The following is a 20,454-nucleotide window of genomic DNA, read 5'->3' as shown; positions in this document are numbered from 1 at the left end:
AACTGGTTGGGGTTGTTTCGCGGCGAGATTTAGACTTAGCGCTGCATCACGGCTTCGGACATGCACCTGTCAAAGGCTACATGACCCGAAATGTAAAGACGATCGCACCCGAAACCTCGCTACCAGAGATTGAGTCGCTGATGGTGACTTATGATATAGGGCGCTTGCCCGTTTTGGAGGATGGGCAGTTAGTGGGAATTGTGACCCGCACGGATGTCCTACGGCAACTGCATCAAAATGGAACTGGGGACTGGAGATCTGGAGAAAATTCCTGCCGGCTTCCCATAACCAATCCTCAATCGATCATCCCCAATCTTCGGGATCGGCTGGCTCCAGCGCAGTGGAAACTCCTGACCCAAGCGGCTCAGGAGGCTCAGGTTAGGGGTTGGAATCTTTATTTGGTGGGGGGGGCTGTCCGCGATTTATTATTGGCTGATGCGTCCTCATCGCTGCTGCTCAAAGATATTGATTTAGTAGTGGATGGGTTTCATCGCTCAGCGGATACGGGTGCCGGGGTAACTCTTGCCCAATCACTTCAGAAACTCTACCCAAACGTCCGCTTAGATGTTCATGGAGCCTTCCAAACGGCGGCTTTATTGTGGCACAATGACCCAGTCCTTGACTCATTATGGGTGGATATTGCCACCGCTCGAACCGAATTTTATCCTTACCCGGCGGCGAATCCGGAAGTTGAAGCGAGTTCGATTCGTCAAGACCTTTATCGGCGAGATTTTACGATCAACGCTTTGGCGCTGCGCCTGACGACTTCCCGGAGTGGGGAGTTACCCTTGTTGGATTTCTTTGGCGGGTTGCTCGATTTGCGATCGCATCAAATTCGAGTCTTACATGCCAACAGCTTTATTGAAGACCCCACTCGGATTTATCGGGCTGTACGGTTTGCTGTGCGGTTGGGATTTGAAATTGAACCTCAAACCGAAGCCTATATCCGCTACGCAATGGAGAGTGGAGTTTATGAGCGATCGCGATCGCAAAATGATAAAGCACCCGCTCTTCAAACCCGCCTCAAAGCTGAACTCAAGCACATTTTACAGGCACCTTATTGGAAAAGAGCCTTACAGCTTTTGGCCTCATTAGAAGCACTACGCTGCATTCATCCCACCCTACAGCTCGATGAAACGCTGTGGTGGCAAGTGCGTCTGGTTGACCGTTGGCTGCGACGGTTTGACCCCACTCGACGCTTAGAACACTGGCAGATGCGGTTGGAAGTATTACTAGCTTACTTAGCTCCTGAACAACGCGCAGCTGTGGCAGAAAATCTTCAGCTACCACTCGATAGTATTGAGCGTCTCCAGCAACTCGCTCAAGCGCAAGCAGCTGTACAAGAGTCCTTACCTGCTGCCAAGCGTCCCAGTGAAGTCGTGTGGTTACTGCGCCAGTATAAGTTACCAACCTTAGTTCTCTTGGCGATTCATGTTCCAAGAGCCATCAGACGCATGTTATGGAAATATCTGACGACTTGGGCAGATGTGCAGGCATCGCTAAATGGCAATGATCTCAAAAAACTGGGCTATAAACCAGGGCCACAATACCGAGAAATTTTGGATGCACTCTTAGCCGCTACTCTGGATGGAGTAATTGAGGATGAGGCAGACGCGAAAGCTTTTTTGGCAAAATCTTATCCACTATCGAGAAAGGCTTAAGGCTTGAGGGAGTTCAAAGTGGTAAAATATTTTTTACTCTAACTGGTTAAAAAACGTAATGAGTCAAGAACAATCAACAGAATTACCGCTTTGGGTACAAGAGCGCTCAAAAGTTATTGCTAATGATACATCTGTTGAATGGCGTAGTGGAGCCCCTGATTATTCTTATACCAATCAATTTCTCGAAAAAGAACGTAAACATAATCATGCCGAAGGGTCTCTCAATGCGATCGCCCACAATCTCGTCAAGACTTTTGAGATGGAGGCTACCCATAAAACGAATCCTCAGCAATGGCTTTCTACTGTTACTGATAAATTTCGCATGAGTACCAATGGCGGGCCAGAATATACAGCACAACAAATTGTTGATGCCGGAACTTATAATTTATTTTTAGGTGACACTGAACATTATCGTTCTTCAGAAGAAACCTTTGATTCATCTTACACCCTCTTCCATACAGCTTTTCCGGAAGGTTTTCATTGGGAATTAATTGAAGTTTTATCACCGCCTCCTAATGTAGTTTTTAAATGGCGGCATTGGGGACAATTTAAGGGTAATTTTAACAAATTTGCTCCCACAGGAGAAAGTGTTGAAATTGTAGGATTAAGTGTAGCTCGTGTAACCGAAGAGCTCAAAATTGAATCAGTAGAACATTTTTTTGATACCAGTGCTTTTCTAAACAAGTTAACCGCTGGGGGATGTCCTTTTCATAGCTAACATCTTGAGACCACACTGCTATGAGGAGATAGAAAACGCCGATGATTACGCCCAGACTCGCGAGATTGCTATTGGCAAACAACGGCTCATAGATAGTGAAGCCCAGATACTGACCCATAACAATAGACCTGTCTTGAAAATCGATTTTCAAGACAGGTCTAATGATGAGCGGTAGACTTTCAGAAGACACCAGTATACTGCTCGACAGCTATCAAAACGTTACTTTTACTGATGTTGGAGTCATCGTTCCAGTAATTGCCGTCAGCTCATCATTCTTGTTATTACTCAATGAGTAGTGAGGTTTGTGGGTTTTGTTGCAATCATCGTCATCATCCCCGTCTTTATCAGCAGTTAAATAGCCAGTGGGATTGAGTTTTAGGCTGTCTGCCGCTAAATTAGCAGAGGCAAAAGCGGATCTTTCTATCCTGGCCGAAAGTAGCAGCATAGATAGAGCGCTCAGACAACTAAATCCAATTATTTTACCAAAGCTAGCCTTGTCTCCAAACATTGATGACATCCTCAAAGAGTAAATTTTGGACAAGTCCAAGTTGCGGCACTCATCATGATAGAAACGGCAACAGCCTAAAGTCAGCGTAGTAGTTCACAGTACACCCGTTCGACCAGCGCCCGGAGCCATTGTTGTAGGTGCATCGGCATCGTAGATACCCCAATCCAGAACTCCTCGATTATCCAAAATCGCTTCAGCTCGGAGAATTTCCTCTGCTGTGCCTTCTAGTACTATCAGATAATCCCCTTGAGATACTCGGTCATCGTAATATTTGGCACGCTCTTCCGGTACTCCCCAACCAATCAGTGCGCCCACGATCGCACCACCGGCTGCACCAATTGCACTTCCCAATATGGTATTAGCTAGAACTACACCCGCTTCCGCAACAGGCCCAACTCCAGGAATGGCTAACAAACTCAAGCCACCGATTAAGCCAATCAGACCCCCCGTTACTGCACCGGTTGTGGCTCCGGTTTTGGTTGCTCCTTCCATTTGCTCTTCTTTGCGATCGCTCACCTCAGCACCGCCAATCCGATCATTGGCGTCGGCGTTTTTGACAATGACAGAAAATTTATTCATGTCAAAGCCCGCATCTCTAAGCTCAGTCAGTGCATCTTCTGCATCGCGGCGATTGGAAAAAATGCCGACAGCGCGTTGGATTCGTCCTACAGTCATGCTTTCCTCCTGTTTCGTTTAGCACACATGAGCCTGCACAAATGCAGAATCAATTTTTAGTGCTGTTAGCTACCGCTTCATTTTGAGCAGTGTGTTGCAGGAATTCCTCACTCTGTAGCAGTAAGCTGAGTTTCTGTCATTAGAGGGGTGAAATTTCCCAAACAGAGCATCATCTGGATAGTTATTTCTGCCAAGCTGGTCTAGCCTGATTGTTAGTCTACCGCCCTGGATCATAACGACTTGGTGCGAGTGATTTGCTCAGTAAAAATCTCACAGCTTCAGTTGAGCGAATTTTCTCACCTCATAAGTAAGCCACTGGTTTGGCTGGCTAGCTAAGAGTACATCTGGATCTTTGGGTTCCATTTTTTAGAACTTAACTGACACAATTACATCTACTCAGTGCAGTTCTATGCTCGTAGCCCTGCAAATTTCCTTCGTCCCGAATTGTCTCTTTGATTATTATATTAAGAATTGTAAAAGTAGGGATTAAAAGGCTAGAATCCTTAGTGTCAGGTCGATAAACTAGGCAACAGTGCAAAGATACTAAATAGTTTCTATCGAAAAAGTGTGAGGCGCACCGAGCCTGAATGATTCCGCTACAACTAACACTAAAAAATTTTCTCAGCTATCGTGAGGCAACCCTAGACTTTCGCGGTTTGCATACAGCCTGTGTATGCGGCTCGAATGGAGCCGGAAAGTCGTCCCTTCTCGAAGCGATTACCTGGGTAATTTGGGGACAAAGTCGAGCCGAATCGGAAGATGATATTATCCATGCCGGGTCTAAAGATGTTCGGGTAGATTTTATCTTTCAAAACAATCAGCAAACCCACCGCATCATTCGGACTCGCAACCGAGGGCAGAGTAGTTCTCTGGAATTTCAAATCCAGACAGCAGGAGGATTTCGATCGCTAACCGAGAAAGGGGTACGGGCGACGCAGCAGTTAATCCTACATCATCTGAAGCTGGATTACGATACATTTATTAATTCGGCTTACCTGCGTCAAGGTCGAGCCGATGAGTTCATGCTCAGGCGTCCCAGTGAGCGGAAACAAATTCTGGCTGACTTATTGAAACTCGATCAGTACGAACAATTGGCGGAACAAGCCAAGGATTTGTCCAAGCAGTTTAAAGGTCAGGCCGAACAACTTGAGCAAAGTTTGCACAGCATCAAGCAACAGCTCGAGCAACGAGACGCGACACTAGAGCAACAAGCTCTCCTGGAAACCACACTCCAACACTTGCAACAAGCCCAAGACACTGACCAAAAACAAATCCAGCAACTGCAAGCCGTTCAGCACCAACGCAGCACTTGGCAGCAACAGCTGACCTTTGTGCGGCAACAATATCACAATCTAAGCCAGGATTGCGATCGCCTCGGACAAGACATCGCCACCACTGAAGCACAACAACGGCAACTTGCCAGTCTCCTCAACCAAGACGAGCCAATCAAAGCAGGTTATTCCCAATACATCAACCTGCAACAACAAGAAGAACTGTTCACCACAAAATTCCAGGCTTACCAAGAAGCCCAACAGCAAAAACAACAACTTCAACAACAGCTAGCACAACAAGTTAACGAACTGAACCTGAAAATCCGCCATACCCAAGCTCAACTCGAAGCCTTGCGTCCTCAAGAGCAAGAGATTCAGGAGACACTCTCGCGTTCTGGGGAAGTGGCAGCGGTAATGGAGCAACTCAACCTCGCTCGAAAGCGCCTTTCTGGGCTGGACAATCTACAACTTCAGGTATCTCCCCTGCTGCAACGCCGTACCTCACTCCAAACCGAACTCGATCGCGCCCAAGCCCGACTTAGCGCCAGATTAGAAGAATTGACTTCTTCTCAAAAGCAGCTCAATGCTCAGATCTCGGTAACACCTCAGCTGCGACAAACCGTACTCCAGGTGGATGCAGAAATTGGACAGCTGGAAAAAAAGCGTGTTTACCAGCAGCGAGTGCAGGAAAAAGGACTCGAACGCAGAAGCTTTCAAGAACGCTTGCAAGAAAACCAACGCCGCTATGAAAAGCAGCTAGCAGAACTCATGCAAAAAATGGAAATGCTGCAAGCACAAAATGCAGTTTGCCCATTGTGCGATCGCCCCCTGGATGAAGCCCACTCTCATCACGTCATTCAGAAAACCGCTACTGAACAAAAGGAGGTTCAAGAGCAATTTTGGATCGTGCGAGAGCAGTTAGCGGTTTGCGAACGAGAGCTTCAGGTGCTACGCGGCGAGTATGCTCAAATCTCCCAAGAACTGTCTCCTTATGAAAATTTGCTAGAGCAACGAGGACAACTCGAAGCCCGACTCGAAGCAACGGACGAAGTTTATGATCGATTATATGAACTCTCCGAAGAAAAAGAACAACTGGAGCGATCGCTGCGTGTCGGTTCCTACGCCTTAGAGTTACAGGCAGAACTGCGGCAAATCGATTTCCAATTACAGCAACTCAACTACAACGAACAAACCCACGCCTTGGCACGCGGTGAGGTTGATCGTTTGCGTTGGGCAGAAATTAAACAAGCCAAGCTGGAAGAAGCCACTAAGCGTTTGCGTCAAATTGACGAAAAGAAGCCACAACTTCAATCGCAAATTGATGCCCTTCATGCTTCTCTGCAAGAGTTAGAAACGACTTCTCAACTGAAGCGGCAGATTGAAGCACTTGAGCAGCAGATGATAGAAATTGGTTATAACTTGACTGAGCATAACTCCCTGCGAGCATCTCTACGTCAAGCCCAATCCTGGCAGCTGCGTTATCAGGAGTTGATGTCCGCTCAGCAGCAATATCCCCAAGTCTGCCAACGCTTGGAAGCCCTCATCCAGACGCGGCAAAGACGACGCGCTGACCAAGGAGAAATCGAATCACAACTCGAAAATATTGTCAAGCAACTCGAAAACTATCCCGACGCAACCCACGACATCCACACGTTAGAACTACGGATGCAGCAGCAGCGGCGAGAACTGGATGAACACCTCTCTGGACAGGGGCGTTTGCAACAGCGATTGATGCAGCTAGAAACGCTGCAAACTCAATATGAGGAAGAGCAACAACAAGCCCAAGAGCTTCAGCGTCAATACCGAGTTCACCAGGAATTAGCGATCGCATTTGGTAAAAATGGCATTCAGGCACTGATGATCGAGAATATTTTGCCCCAACTGGAGGCAGAAACCAATCATATTCTGGCTCGACTGACGGGGAATCAGTTGCATGTCCAATTTGTTACCCAAAAAGCAGGGAAGCGGGCATCGAAGAAAACAACAAAATTAATTGATACGCTGGATATTTTAATTGCGGATGCGAATGGTACCCGACCTTATGAAACCTATTCTGGTGGTGAAGCGTTTCGGATTAACTTTTCCATTCGCCTTGCCTTAGCGCGACTCTTGGCACAACGGGCAGGGACATCATTACAAATGTTAATCGTTGATGAAGGATTTGGGACACAGGACTCTGAAGGATGCGATCGCTTGATTGCGGCGATAAATGCGATCGCTTCTGACTTCTCCTGTATTCTGGCGGTGACGCATATGCCTCAATTTAAAGAAGCATTCCAAACCCGAATTGAAGTCCGTAAAACTGAACAAGGTTCCCAACTAAGCCTATCAATGTAAAAATTCAATTCATCGAGTCAGACGGTTGACTCAAATCAGTTTACCTCTCAAAGTTCCTTCCGCAGAAATTGCCTTGTGAATGCGTGTTGCCATTCTCTCCTTATTCTGATCATCTTTGCAGGCAATAATGCTAGAAGGCTCGGGTTGTAAGCGGTGAAGTCCGAAAAAATCATCCCGATTCAAAGTCAAAACCGCACGCTCTTCATACCAAGTTGCGTTCCAATCCGTAACATTGATAAAGGGAGTGAGGAGTAGGGAATAGGGAGTGAAAATTTCTTGCATTACGTCTTTGACTGCAACTTAATATCACTTACAGCAAATATGGGTGAAGGTGTAAAATACAAGACTTAAGATATCAATAAAAGCATCACCCGCGCCTATACGCAGAGTCTTGTCTCTTCGTTTTCTCTCCGTCAAACTGTTACCCTCATGGGCAGAGTATCTTTACAAATGTTAATTATTGAGAGACGCGCTGGCACACAGGACATGGAAAATACGCTCGCCTTACTGGGCGCTAGAATTTATCTTGCTAGGTTAATACGAGATCGCTCTAGGACAAGAACTATAGGGGTTCTTAAGCGCTTGGATTAATTCTATCAATGTGGTTTAATGTAATACAGGAGTCCTAAAGTTACGGTTAATAAGTTTTTATTTTGTAATACACAGATCCGTATGTTTACGGTGTGTTTGCTTGTTAAGCAACCTTTATGGTATTTATATAGCCCAACAGGGGGTGCGGCAGCTTCAAAGCTGTTTAACAAAAAGTAACAAAGATATTTGCCTATTTTCGCTACAGGCAAGAGCGGGGTAAAAAAATCGCTTGCCAGGGTTGGGGTGAGAGATCAGGGCATCTACTACTCAAGCGTTTGATGTTCCCTTGCCGATTACTGTTGTTTCCCATACAAAAACCAATCCTTTGCTGAGAGAAAAATCTGTGTCTCAGAGTTAGGGTTTGGGTATGTCGCCATCCATCAGGAAGGCTTATGGAAAAAATAGTTACAAGCAAGAGAGAAAAAACTTGCTTATTCAAGTTCCAAGCCTATTGGTACAGCAACTCTTCAGTGAGGTCAACTCCTGAACACAGAGGTAAGTTCAGAGCATTCAGCGGTGAGGAGAGTACAAAGAGTCGGAGCTTACAGCTCCTAGAGATCTTGAATGGGGATCAAATATGCGAATAACTAGTACCAACAAGTTGCCCCTTGCTGAGCTAAAACTGGCGTATGGCATTACAGTAAGCATGGTGAATAGAGCATTTGACCACTCTGTTCAACGGGTAAAGCAAATCAGCCGCATCGAAGAAAAACAGGATTTTCGTTTCTTGTGGCTGCTGAAAGGGACTATAACCATTGGGAGTTTTATCTGGTTAATGCAATTGATCCCCCTGGAAGGATGGAGTATTCAGCTGGCTAGCTTATCGAGCGCTATGCTCATCGTGCTGCTAGCACCGATATTCCTGCGTCGCAAGCGCTTCGCTGACACGAAGGTAAGGTCAGTGATGAGTTTGGGTAAACTCGCCGAGAATGCCCAAATAGGAAGCACTCAGCGCCTACAAAAACAGAGTCAGGTACTGATGGCTCTTACCCAACTACAGACACTAGGACAGGGTGATTTTAAGGCAGTCATTCAGCAAATTACAGCGGCGGCGGCTGACGCTCTTGAGGTCGGGCGAGTCAGCGTGTGGTTATATAACAAAGACCGCTCCCAACTTGAGTGTGTTGAGGTGTACGATTACAGTACCGCTTCTCATGCACACGGACGTGAGCCAGAACAAGAAAAGACACAGGGAACTCTCCATACTTCCACTCCCCATCACTGCATATCCCTTGAAGAACGTACGGTTTCACCCACTCGTCCCCTTACCCCCTCACCTCATCATCTCAAGCCATTGGCCCTTGCCGATCGCTTAGATGCCCCGATTTGGCTCAAGGGGAAAATGGTCGGTGTTGTCTGCTACGAACACCTCACACCAACCCCTCCACCCTGGACGCCTCAGGATGAAAACTTTGCGAGTGCGATCGCCAATTTAGTAGCCATAGCCCTAGACGTGAACCATTGCCAACAAACTTCAGTGAGTCACGTCACTCATCATCCAGAGGCAGAGGTCGAAGCAGAAACTCTAGCCATTTTACGGAAGCTTAACGAGCGCCAACAGGAGGAAGCGCTACGGCAAGGTGAGCATCAATTCCAAAAATTGACGGCTAACGTCCCAGGCATGATTTATGAATGTCTGCTCCGAGTAGATCGTTCAGTGTCCTTCCTATTTGTGAGTAGCGGTGTTCGCGAAATCTGCGCACTAGAACCTACAGAAATTCAGCAAAATCCTGAGGTACTGTTCAATCTGATTCACACTGATGACCGAGTCAGTTTCCAACGTTCTGTTGTTCGTTCACTCAAAACCCTACAGCCTTGGAGATGGGAAGGCCGGATTAGCCTGCCGTCTAGGGAAGTAAAGTGGATTCAAGCAGCTTCCCGACTGGAGCTACAACCCAATGGCGATATTCTTTGGGATGGCGTGCTGATCGATATCTGCGATCGCAAGCAAGCCGAAGCCATATTACATGAGAGCGAAGAGCGGTTTAGAGCCACCTTTGAACATGCGGGTGTCGCCATTGCTCAGGTAGCAGCCAATGGTCAATTTCTTCGGGTGAACCCAAAACTGTGTGATATCACGGGATATAAGCGCAGAGAGTTACTGACCAAAACTGTGATAGAAATTACCCATCCAGAGGATCAGGTCGCCACTCAGACTTATCTGCGCGAATTTTTTAATGATCACCGAGAGACGCTCAACTTTGAGAAACGCTACATCCACAAAACGGGTTCTCTGGTTTGGGTTAAAGTGGCTGTATCTGTCGTCCGCGAACCGTCTGGAGCGCCAAAGTATTGCATTAGTGTCATCGAAGACATCACGGAGCGGAAACAGGCGGAATCCGAGGTACACAGAGCTAACCGCGATCGCATCAATCTTTTAGAAAGCATCACCGAAGCGTTTTTTGCCGTCGATCACGAGTGGCGCTTCACCTACATCAACTCGAAAACAGAGCAATTGTTATCACGCGGTGCTGATGAGTTATTGGGGAAGAGTGTTTGGGATGAGTATCCCTATGCCCTCGGTTCCCAGTTTGAACAACAGTATCGTCGGGCAGTTGCCGAGCAAGTCAGTGTGAAATTCGAGGAATTTTACCCACCCTTGCAGACCTGGCTACAAGTGCGTGCCTATCCTTATGAAGGCGGCTTATCGGTTTACTTTAGCGATATCACTGAACGGAAGCAGGCAGAGGCTGGACTTGTCAAGCGATCGCGTCTCTCCACCCTAGCCGCAGAAGTGGGTATTGCCCTCGCGAATGGTGGAACATTACTGAGAATTCTTCAAGGCTGCACCGAGGCAATGGTGCAACAACTCCACGCTACCAGCGCAACAATATGGACTTTAAACCCTGCCTCGCAACAGCTAGAGCAACAGGTCGCTTCCGGTCAGCGCCTCCCCATACAACCTGACCTGATCCATTTAGTCGCGCAAACCCGTCAACCTTATTGGACTCCTGAACAGACTGGGGACTGGGAACAGCAAGAAGTCAAACATAAAGAGTCAAAATACCACTTCGCAAGCGCCAATCACTTTTCCGGCTATCCCCTCGTGGTGGAAGACCGACTGCTAGGCGTCATCGCAGTACTCGGCAATCAACCTCTTTCCGAAGAAGCCCGTAACACGCTCAGTTGGGTTGCCAATGCGATCGCTATAGCGATTGATCGATACTGGGCACGCTCAGAACTCCTGACGCGTCGAGAATCTCTCCTGTTCGGCGTCGCCCATCAAATCCGCAACTCCCTAGAACTCGATATCATCCTGGAAACCGCTGTCCAGTCAATCCGTAGCTTGTTTCAAATTGACAGATGCCACTTTTTGTGGTATGTCTCTCAAGGAAGTGAGCCGTATTGGGAAGTCGTCCACGAAGCGAGAAACCCGAACCTCGAAAGCCATATTGGTCAATACACAACGTCTCAGGTGAGACTATCTGCTGATCGGCTGTTAAACCGACAAATCATTCAAATTGATGAAGTCGAGGCGTTCAGGAACCCTCGCCTGCGGAAGTTCTTACGCAAAATGGGCTACACCTCGGTCTTATCCATACCGATTAAGACGCATGGCGGAGCTATCGGGGTGATTAGCTGCGGTCACTGTACAGGGTCGCGACCTTGGGATGAAAGTGAGGTGGAACTGTTGCTCGCCGTCGTTGCCCAATTAGCGATCGCTCTCGATCAGGCAGAACTCTATGCTCAAGCTCGTCAAGCGGCAGCTGTCGCTCAAGCTAAAGCTCAAGAACTCGAACGTACCCTGAACCAACTGCGCACGACTCAAGCCAAACTCGTGCAAAGTGAAAAAATGTCTAGCTTAGGTCAGCTGGTTGCAGGTGTAGCCCACGAAATTAACAACCCAATTAACTTCATCCACGGCAACCTCGCCTATGCTGGCGCTTATATTTACGACTTGCTCAACCTTTTGCGTCTTTATCGGGAACACTATCCCACACCAACTTCCACCATTGCTGAGCAAGCAGAGGTAATTAACATCGACTTTATTGCCATCGACCTCCCCAAATTACTAAGTTCAATGCAGCGGGGAACTGACCGCATCCGCACCATCGTGCAGAGCTTGCGGAAATTCTCCAGGGCGGATGAAGCCGACATGAAGAGAGTTGACGTGCATGAAGGGATTGAAAGCACGCTGTTGATTTTGCAACATCGGTTAAAGGCGAAAGGAAAACAACCTGAAATTACAATCTCCAAAGAGTATGGCAACCTACCCCCCGTAGAGTGCTATCCCGGAGAACTCAATCAAGTGTTTATGAATATCTTGATCAATGCGATTGAAGCCCTAAAGCCGTTAGACCTTGGCATTCAACCGCACACCTCCCTATTCGTCCCTCATCCTTCTCCTGCTATAACCATCCGCACTAGGCTCTTAGAGTATTGTGAATCTCGTAATCTAACGGAAAACTCGCTCTGTGTGATCGCAGAGCCTGCTACCTCGCTCAAAACGAGAACCGAGATTGTACCTCGACAAAGCTTCCAAAGAATCGTGATCCAAATTTCTGATAATGGTCCCGGTATGACTGACTCAGTCAAGACAAAGCTATTCGACCCTTTCTTCACTACTAAACCGGTGGGACAAGGCAGTGGCTTGGGATTATCGATTAGCTACCAGATTATCGTAGAGCATCATCACGGGACTTTGACCTGTACTTCCGCACCAGGGCAAGGAACGGAGTTTTGGATTGAGATTCCCATTCAGCAAGTCTCTTGATCCAGTGTCTTAGCGCTCAAATACCTCAGGTTTGTGTAGTCTGAACGTAAAGGAATGATGAATAAATTGTTAATGGGTAATGACATTGGATAGCATTGGTTTGTGGGGCTGTGTAGAGATAAATACACATTAATAACTCAAACCTTTCAATTAGCCCGAGAGCGTTCAAGCCCGCTCATGGATTACGCGATCGCAGTAAACAAGAGAGTTTTTTGGGCCACAAGTCCCTATTAACTCTTTGAATCAGGTTTTTCCATGAAAATTTTTCGAGGAACTATGCAGAAAACATTAAGACGTGCTAGTATTTTCGGAAATTTATGTTACTTAAAACTACTGCCGGTAATTGCTGTGGCGACTTGCTTCGACCTCGATCAAATTATCTCGGCACGAGAGATTAATGCCGCTGTCATCAATATCAGTGGACGCCAGCGGATGCTATCCCAACGCACTGCGTTATTTGCGTTGAGGCTTGTTTCCACTCAAGACAGCTTTGAGCAGGAAAAGCTACGTCAGCAAATGTTAGCCGCGATCGACTTGATGGAGCGATCGCATAAGGGTTTGATTGGCGGTGAGGCTGCGATGAGACTGCCCGGTCAGTCCTCTGCTGAAATTCAATCCATTTACTTTGAGGCACCGTTCTATCTCGATCAGAAAATTCGTGACTATATCTCTCAAGTTAGAGCCTTGGCGCAAGCCCCTGCGATAGAACTGACCCAGGACAATTCCTATTTAAAAGCCATTCTTTGGGCATCAGAACAAGACCTGCTTGAAGCCTTGGAGGCGTTAGTTAGTCAGTATCAAAAAGAAAGTGATCAGGCTCAGCTCCAACTGGAACAGTATCAGGCACAACTCTATCAAGAAACTTGTGCCGCCGCTGCCGCTGCCCAGGCTCATGCCCAACAGTTGGAGAAAACGTTGCAAGAGTTGAGACGGACTCAAGCCCAGCTAATTCAGATCGAAAAACTATCGAGTATTGGTCAGATGGTTGCCGGTGTTGCCCATGAGATTAATAACCCGGTTAGCTTTATTTACGGAAATTTGCGCTACGCCAGCGACTATGTGCAAGATTTACTTGATTTGCTTAAGCTATATCAGGAGTACTACGGTAAGCACCACCCGCTAGTACAGGCGAAGACTGAAGCGATCAACCTAGATTTCCTGCTCAAAGACCTACCGAAAGTTCTAGAGTCAATGCAAGTAGGAGCGGAGCGCGTTCGCCAGATTGTTCTGTCGTTGCGTAACTTTTCTTGCAGCGATCGCATGTTAATGGAATCAGTCAATCTGCATGAGGGGATTGATAGTACCCTGCTCATCTTACAAAATCGCCTCAAAGCTCGCTACAATCGCTCAGGCATTGAAGTGATAAGAGACTACGGCGATTTGCCATCCGTGGAGTGCTACGGCGGACAGCTCAATCAGGTATTTATGAATCTTTTGAGTAATGCTATTGATGCGCTAGAGGAAGTTCCCGATCATCTCGGTCGCATTACCATTAGCACGAGCGTTAATCCTGACCGTTCTTGCATCATCATCCGAATTGCGGACAACGGGCCTGGCATCAGTCCAGAGGTTAAAGCACAACTATTTGATCCATTTTTCACAACTAAGCCTATTGGCAAAGGCACAGGTTTGGGGCTATTTATTAGCTATCAAATTGTGGTGGAGAAGCATGGGGGTATCTTGAAGTGTGAGTCGGCACTAAACAAAGGAACAGAATTTTGCATCGAAATTCCGCTGCGAGTCAGTGCTACTTTATCAACCCTCAAACCCACAGCAATGGCTTTAAAAAGATGAAGAATGAAGGATAAAAGGTGTTTCATACTTCATACTTCATAGTTCACACTTTCTTCGTTAAGCTTTGTGAGAGCCTTTGTAAATGCGCTCTTGCTGTTCGGGCGTTATCCATGCAGCTCTAGAAAACATGGTTTGAGGCGGCATATACTGACCTACGGTAGGGTTGTATTCCAAAACTTGTCCCGTTTCAATCTCATAAATCCAGCCATGAATTTGGAGTTGACCGCCTTTGAGTCGAGATTGCACGACTGGGTAGGTTCGCAGATTTTCTAATTGAGTGAGAACGTTCTCTTCAATCGTGGCGTTTAACAGGTCTTCACCCTCATAAGCCTGATAGTGTTCTTTAATAATCCGGCGCGTGGCTTCAGCGTGCTTGAGCCATTGGTAAACCGTTGGCATTTCATCCGCTAGCTTGTCGATTTTCAGCAATCCCTTCATTGCTCCACAGTGGGAGTGACCGCAGACGATAATGTCCTGAATTCCCAAAGCATGAATAGCATACTCGACGGCTGCCCCTTCACCACCATTCGTCGCTCCGTAAGGCGGAATGATGTTGCCAGCATTGCGGATAATGAACATTTCACCCGGTTCTGTCTGAGTAATCAGATTCGGGTCAATCCGGGAGTCGGAGCAGGTGATGAATAGAACTCTTGGCTTCTGTCCCTGAGATAGTAGCTCAAATAGTTCCCGGTGGGTGTTAAAGTAATTGGTCTGGAATTCATGTAGTCCTTTAATTAACCGCTTCATTCGTTCAACATTCTCCAAAATAAGAGATATACATTTTTATACATATAGCGAGTTTGAGCCCCGAATGCGAGAGAAAGGGCTGAAAAAATTTTCTGAGTCCAACCGTAGCGCTTAGATGGGCTCTGTACGGATGCGATGGCCTACGGCAGCAGTGTTAGCCTTTGCAAAGGCATCAGGCGCTAGGAGAGAAATTAACGCAATGTGATAACAAGTCTGCCTGGCTTGCAGTAAGGGAATCATTAAGTATTCTGCTTTTTAGTACATAAAAAGTACGTTAAAAGCTAAAGAATAGTTTGGGAGGGTCAATCCGCCTCCCTTGTTTCTGTGGATTTTCGCCCTAAATCAAGAAGATTGTATTAAGGGTAAAAAATACTACATTTCTTACTTCTAGAATTCAGTTACCATTTCTACAGTTTGTCCAACAGACTGTTACCAAGCATAAAGTTAAAGAATGAAACTTTTATAAAGCTTAACACTTTATTGACCTGGGATTAGGGATTGGCGATTTGATCAGGGGCTGGGCAGAAGACGCCCAGAGTTAGTCTGGAGATTTCCCCGCATCTGGGTGTGCTTTATTTGCAATCCCCAGTCCCTTAATTGGATGGTAGGAGTTTTAACGGATCGCCATTGGACTTAATCAAGCTAGCGACTAAAAGTGCTTGAGTTGTGATGTTTATTCTCCAGAGCAAGAAAATTTCGGGAACAGTTCGGGAACAGTCTAGAGATGAGTGAAACAAACCAGCCATGTGTTAGACCCGGTGCCGCTGTGCGCGTCGGAATTCTCCACTCTTTGAGTGGAACAATGGCGATTAGTGAGGCATCACTAAAAGATGCCGAGTTGATGGCGATCGCAGAAATTAACGCAGCTGGTGGCGTCTTAGGCAGAATCATTGAACCTGTGATAGAAGATGGGGCATCCGACCCTCTAACTTTCGCCCTCAAAGCCAGACGGCTGATCGAACGAGATAGAGTCGTCACGATTTTTGGGGGCTGGACTTCAGCCTGCCGCAAAGCCGTCTTACCGGTCTTGGAGGAACTGAATGCTCTGTTATGGTATCCCGTTGAGTATGAAGGGCTAGAATGTTCACCTCACATTTTCTACACGGGCATTTGTCCCAACCAGCAGGTTGGACCAGCGGTTGACTGGCTCATCGAACACAAGGGGAGAAACTTTTATATCGTGGGGTCTGACTATGTTTTCCCCCGCACCGCCAATAAAATCATGAAAGCTCAGCTCAAGCGCAAAGGCGGTGGCATTGTTGGGGAAGAGTACGTGCCATTGGGGACAACCGAGTTTAGCGGCGTCATTAAGCGAATCAAGCAAATCAGACCCGATGTGGTGTTTAATACCCTGAATGGGGATAGCAATCTCGCCTTTTACCAAGAGTATAAAGATGCTGGGATTAGTGCCGAAGAGATTCCCATCATGGCGACCAGTATTGCAGAAGAGGAACTGCGGCGGATTGGCGGCAGCACCGCTGTCGGTCACTATGCTAGCTGGAGTTACTTTCAGAGTATCGACACGCCGAAAAATCACGCCTTCGTCGAGAATTTTCAAAAGCAGTATGGCAGCGATCGCGTAACTAGCGATCCTATTGAGGCGGCCTATACCCAAGTTTACCTCTGGAAACAAGCCGTCGAAAAAGCTGGCTCATTTCAGGTTGATTTGCTGCGTGAGGCAGCATACGGTCAGACATTTGAGGCAGCCGGGGGTAAAGTCAGCATCGAAAAGAACAATCATCTGAGGAAGCATTGCCGCATTGGCAAGATTTTAGGGAACGGTCAATTTCAAATTGTTTTCACGAGTCCTGGTGCGATCAAACCCCAACCCTGGTTAGGGCTGGAAGAATTAAGCGAAAACGTTTCGCCAGTGGTTTTTGATATGCTGGCTGAAGTCTCACAGTCGATTCAATACAGCTGCCTGCTTGAACAAAAATCCCGTGAAGTGGAAGCGGCAATGGCTCAATTGCTCGCTACCAACCAACGACTGCAAAAAACGCAAGACGAGCTCTTACAATCGGAAACACGATTTCGAGAACTACAAGCGCGAGAAGAACTGCTCAAGCGCCGTCTCTCTAGCCAGATTCGTACTTCCTTAGAATTAGATGAAATCTTAAAAACAGCCGTTCAAGAAGTTCGCAGTTTGCTTCAGATCGATCGCTGTCAGTTCTTGTGGTACCACAAATCAGCAGACTCCTCGCGTTATGAACTGATGCACGCGGCTTACGATCCCCAACTCCCCGTCGAGTTGTACTGGCCGAGCACCATTGAGCAGGTGAGGACTATTAATGAGCCTGTGCATGAGCGGCAAGTCCTGCGCATTGATGAGATTGCCACCGATCAGCAGTTAGAAGTCAGTAGCCGTCATCGCCTGCAAGCTTTCGGATTGAGGGCGCTACTCGCTGCGCCGGTGCAAACGCGTTCTCACCAAAAGGGCGTGATTGTTTGCGAACACTTTCGAGAATATCGCCCTTGGAGCAATCACGAGGTGGAATTAATTGGTGCCGTCGTTGATCAAGTAGCGATCGCGATCGACCAATCAGCACTGTACGCTCAAAGCCGCACAGCAGCAACCTTAGCTACCGCTCAAGCCGAACAACTTAAGCAAGCCCTACATGATTTGCATTCCTACCAAGCACAGTTAGTACAGACTGAAAAGATGTCTACCTTAGGAACGCTGGTTGCTGGTGTAGCTCACGAAATCAACAATCCCACAAGTTTCATCTATGGCAACCTGCACTACGCCAACGAGTACATTAAAGACTTGTTGGAACTAGTATATCTGTATCAAAAACATTATCCCAAACCCCCCCTAGAAATTCAGGCTCATGTTCAAGCGATTGAGTTGGAGTTTTTAGTCGAAGATTTACCAAAAGTTCTCTCCTCAATGGCAACCGGAGCAGAACGGATTCGTCATCTCGTAATGAGCTTACGCAACTTCTCGCGTCGTGACCAAGCCCAGATGCACCCCATCAATATTCATGAAGGGATTGAAAGTACTCTGTTAATTTTAAACAATCGCCTGAAAGCGAATAGCGATCGCCCCGCGATTCATTTGATTAAGGAGTATGGTGAATTGCCCTTGGTGGAATGTTATCCCGCTCAGCTCAATCAAGTGTTTATGAATCTTCTGGGTAATGCGATCGATGCGGTGGAAGAAGTACAGGATAATCCAGAACATTCCACATCAGATTTCTTACCAACGATCTGGATTTCCACAAAAGTGTCATCGCCCAATCAAGTTACAATACGAATTGCAGATAATGGTTCTGGAATCACAGAGGACGCTAAAGGACAACTGTTTGACCCGTTCTTCACCACAAAACCAATGGGGAAAGGAACAGGGTTGGGGTTATCAATTAGCTATCAGATTGTAGTAGAAAAGCATAAAGGAATTCTGCGTTGCGAATCATCCCCTGGAGAAGGAACAGAGTTTTTGATTGAGATTCCCATCCGACAAAGTAGCGATCGGGCTAACAGTCCCTCTGCATCAGTAGCTGTAAGTTGACCATTTTTGAACTCAACGATACAGGACTTAAGTATAAGATCTTTTCTATTCTCGAATCATGCGATCTGCGCGACGCTTCGGCAACGCCAAGGGCGAACGCAGCAGCGCTTCGCTATCGTCCCCTTTACATTTCTTTAGAGACAGCCTCTTAAACCTTAAACCCTTCAAGGCTTTGGCAGTGAAAAGAAAAAGGTCGCTCCCTGTTCAACCACCCCCTCCGCCCATGTTCGACCCCCATGACGATGAATAATTCGTTGAACATTGGCGAGTCCAATGCCAGTTCCATCAAATTCTTGAGTACTGTGCAAGCGTTGAAACACACCGAAGAGTTTGTGGACATAGCGCATGTCGAATCCTACGCCATTATCACGCACGAAGAACACAAACTCGTCTTTGTTTTCAGTACTACCAATTTCAATGTTGGCACGAGCGCGTTTTGAGGTGTACTTCACTGCATTATCCATCAAGTTCTGAAGTACCAACCCTAGCAGAGAAGAGTCACCCTGCACCTGAGGTAATTCCTCAATCTGCCAACGAATCTCTCGTCCATTGATGTTCTGCTCAATATCACGCTTCACTTCTGTGATCAGTTGAGCCATGTTGACTGTCGCGTAGCGCATTTCGGTGCGCCCCATCCGAGAAAACGAGAGCAAGTCATCGATCAGTTGTCCTGCTTGTTTCGTGGTTTGGGTAATGATATTGAGATAACGCTGACTGGTTTCATCCAACCTGTCCGGCGCATGTTTTTGCAGCAAGTTGACAAACCCACTGATATGACGCAGCGGTGCGCGCAGGTCGTGGGAAACTGAATAGGAGAAGGATTCTAGTTCTTGATTAGCGGCTTCGAGTTGGGCAGTGCGCTCTTTGACACGTTGTTCAAGGCTGACGTTGAGTTGGCGGATTTCCGCTTCTGCTTGTTTATGATCGCTTAAATCCAGGATAAAGCTGACGGCTTTCTCTCGCTCTTCCTCTAATAGTGCACTGACAAGCAAAACAGGAACGTGGCTACCATCCTGGCGAATGTACTCCTTCTCATATGGACTGCAAACTCCAGAAGTTCTCAATTGGGCGATGGATAGTTCATCAAGTGGTTGATATTCAGGTGGGGTCATTCTATCCCAACGCACTCTTCCTGCTCGTAAATCCTCCCGCGTGTAGCCTACCATTCCTAAAAAGGCATCATTGGCTTCTAAAATGTTGCCACTTAAATCTGGGAAAGTAATCCCGACGATATTGGCATCAAACAAGCGCCTAAACTTCGCTTCACTGTGCCGCAACGCTTCTTCTGCTCGTTTGCGCTCAATGGCTATTGCCAGCACATTGGCAACAGCCTGGAGAAAATTGATGTCATCTTGACTAAATCTCTGTTTTCGGGTTGTGTGTACTCCTAAAACACCAAACGGACGGTTTTGCCCGTGGATAATCACGCTCATGCCGCTGATTACCTGATGGTCGTGCAGGAGTGGAGGCCCGTTAAACCGTGTTTCTTCCCGCAGATCTTCAACAATTACTGGCTGACTGGAAAGCAGCGTGTAGCCAGCTTGCGAATGAGTTTCGCTTCTTACTGTGGCATGGCCTACAAGCCCTTGATGCCAACCCACGCCCGATCGCAGTAACAAAGCCTTACCATTGGGAAGGAGTTCTAAAACTTTACAATACTCAACATCAAGGCTTTGAGCAACAAGAGTGGAGACTTCATCCATCAGTGCAGAAAGCTCGATACCGGAGAGCGCACACTGACCCAATTGAGCTACGACGGCCTGCTGTTGTAGGCGACTTTCCAGAGCTTTTTCGATCTGCTTGCGCTCAGAGATGTCCTGGAATACTAATACACAGGTCGCTGGATGACCGTACATTGGCGCTAGCATATTGGCAAACACGATTAAGGAACGAATGCCCTTGGGTGTGTGCCAATCCATCTCAAACCCGT

12 protein-coding genes are annotated in these 20,454 nt (G+C 47.1%); 7 read left to right on the top strand and 5 right to left on the bottom strand.

Going from position 1 to position 20,454, the window contains the following annotated elements; translation table 11 throughout:
* The 3 genes from V6C93_RS04440 to V6C93_RS04430 form a co-directional block, all read left to right on the top strand.
* A partial coding sequence (locus tag V6C93_RS04440; protein WP_333475442.1) for a CBS domain-containing protein occupies nt 1–1,661 on the top strand: 1,661 nt, incomplete at its 5' end.
* A 58-nt stretch (nt 1,662–1,719) separates the two neighbouring features.
* A complete protein-coding gene (locus V6C93_RS04435) occupies nt 1,720–2,379 on the top strand; it encodes an ester cyclase (protein ID WP_333475441.1) in 660 nt (219 codons plus the stop codon).
* Between the two features lie 4 nt (nt 2,380–2,383).
* Nucleotides 2,384–2,554 (top strand): hypothetical protein, encoded by a 171-nt coding sequence (locus tag V6C93_RS04430; protein ID WP_333475440.1) that lies wholly within the window; start codon nt 2,384–2,386, stop codon nt 2,552–2,554.
* Nucleotides 2,555–2,590: 36 nt separating this feature from the next.
* Here the strand turns inward: V6C93_RS04430 and V6C93_RS04425 are convergent, their stop codons facing one another.
* Nucleotides 2,591–2,824, bottom strand: a complete 234-nt coding sequence (locus V6C93_RS04425) for a hypothetical protein (RefSeq protein WP_333475439.1) — start codon at nt 2,822–2,824, stop codon at nt 2,591–2,593.
* A gap of 156 nt (nt 2,825–2,980) precedes the next feature.
* Nucleotides 2,981–3,562 carry a general stress protein gene (locus V6C93_RS04420; RefSeq protein ID WP_333475438.1) on the bottom strand — a complete coding sequence of 194 codons (582 nt, stop codon included), beginning with the start codon at nt 3,560–3,562 and terminating at the stop codon, nt 2,981–2,983.
* A 587-nt stretch (nt 3,563–4,149) separates the two neighbouring features.
* On the opposite strand from V6C93_RS04420, the gene sbcC reads away from it, so the two are divergent.
* A complete protein-coding gene (gene sbcC, locus V6C93_RS04415; RefSeq protein WP_333475437.1) occupies nt 4,150–7,170 on the top strand; it encodes an exonuclease subunit SbcC in 3,021 nt (1,006 codons plus the stop codon).
* A gap of 30 nt (nt 7,171–7,200) precedes the next feature.
* Here sbcC and V6C93_RS04410 read toward each other — a convergent pair whose 3' ends face one another.
* Nucleotides 7,201–7,452 (bottom strand): DUF5615 family PIN-like protein, encoded by a 252-nt coding sequence (locus V6C93_RS04410; RefSeq protein ID WP_333475436.1) that lies wholly within the window; start codon nt 7,450–7,452, stop codon nt 7,201–7,203.
* Nucleotides 7,453–8,338: 886 nt separating this feature from the next.
* On the opposite strand from V6C93_RS04410, the gene V6C93_RS04405 reads away from it, so the two are divergent.
* Both V6C93_RS04405 and V6C93_RS04400 read left to right on the top strand, forming a co-directional pair.
* Nucleotides 8,339–12,475: a GAF domain-containing protein gene (locus V6C93_RS04405; protein ID WP_333475435.1), complete on the top strand. Its 4,137-nt coding sequence runs from the start codon at nt 8,339–8,341 to the stop codon at nt 12,473–12,475.
* 276 nt (nt 12,476–12,751) lie between these two features.
* Nucleotides 12,752–14,269: a sensor histidine kinase gene (locus V6C93_RS04400; protein WP_333475434.1), complete on the top strand. Its 1,518-nt coding sequence runs from the start codon at nt 12,752–12,754 to the stop codon at nt 14,267–14,269.
* A 57-nt stretch (nt 14,270–14,326) separates the two neighbouring features.
* On the opposite strand, the gene V6C93_RS04395 is transcribed toward V6C93_RS04400, so the two are convergent.
* Nucleotides 14,327–15,016: a carbonic anhydrase gene (locus tag V6C93_RS04395; protein ID WP_333475433.1), complete on the bottom strand. Its 690-nt coding sequence runs from the start codon at nt 15,014–15,016 to the stop codon at nt 14,327–14,329.
* Nucleotides 15,017–15,740: 724 nt separating this feature from the next.
* On the opposite strand from V6C93_RS04395, the gene urtA reads away from it, so the two are divergent.
* A complete protein-coding gene (gene urtA, locus V6C93_RS04390; RefSeq protein WP_333475432.1) occupies nt 15,741–18,524 on the top strand; it encodes an urea ABC transporter substrate-binding protein in 2,784 nt (927 codons plus the stop codon).
* Between the two features lie 164 nt (nt 18,525–18,688).
* On the opposite strand, the gene V6C93_RS04385 is transcribed toward urtA, so the two are convergent.
* The coding region (locus tag V6C93_RS04385; protein ID WP_333475431.1) for an ATP-binding protein at nt 18,689–20,454 on the bottom strand (1,766 nt) is incomplete at its 5' end.

The organism is Allocoleopsis sp., from assembly GCF_036703385.1.
Lineage (GTDB): Bacteria > Cyanobacteriota > Cyanobacteriia > Cyanobacteriales > Coleofasciculaceae > Allocoleopsis.
This window is presented reverse-complemented; position numbering and strand designations above follow the sequence as displayed.

Coding starts and splice junctions, on each gene's coding strand:
- V6C93_RS04435 (WP_333475441.1), top strand. CDS start 1,720: ATGAGTCAAGAACAATCAACAGAATTACCGCTTTGGGTACAAGAGCGC.
- V6C93_RS04425 (WP_333475439.1), bottom strand. CDS start 2,824: ATGCTGCTACTTTCGGCCAGGATAGAAAGATCCGCTTTTGCCTCTGCT.
- V6C93_RS04420 (WP_333475438.1), bottom strand. CDS start 3,562: ATGACTGTAGGACGAATCCAACGCGCTGTCGGCATTTTTTCCAATCGC.
- sbcC (WP_333475437.1), top strand. CDS start 4,150: ATGATTCCGCTACAACTAACACTAAAAAATTTTCTCAGCTATCGTGAG.
- V6C93_RS04410 (WP_333475436.1), bottom strand. CDS start 7,452: ATGCAAGAAATTTTCACTCCCTATTCCCTACTCCTCACTCCCTTTATC.
- V6C93_RS04405 (WP_333475435.1), top strand. CDS start 8,339: ATGCGAATAACTAGTACCAACAAGTTGCCCCTTGCTGAGCTAAAACTG.
- V6C93_RS04400 (WP_333475434.1), top strand. CDS start 12,752: ATGCAGAAAACATTAAGACGTGCTAGTATTTTCGGAAATTTATGTTAC.
- V6C93_RS04395 (WP_333475433.1), bottom strand. CDS start 15,016: ATGAAGCGGTTAATTAAAGGACTACATGAATTCCAGACCAATTACTTT.
- urtA (WP_333475432.1), top strand. CDS start 15,741: ATGAGTGAAACAAACCAGCCATGTGTTAGACCCGGTGCCGCTGTGCGC.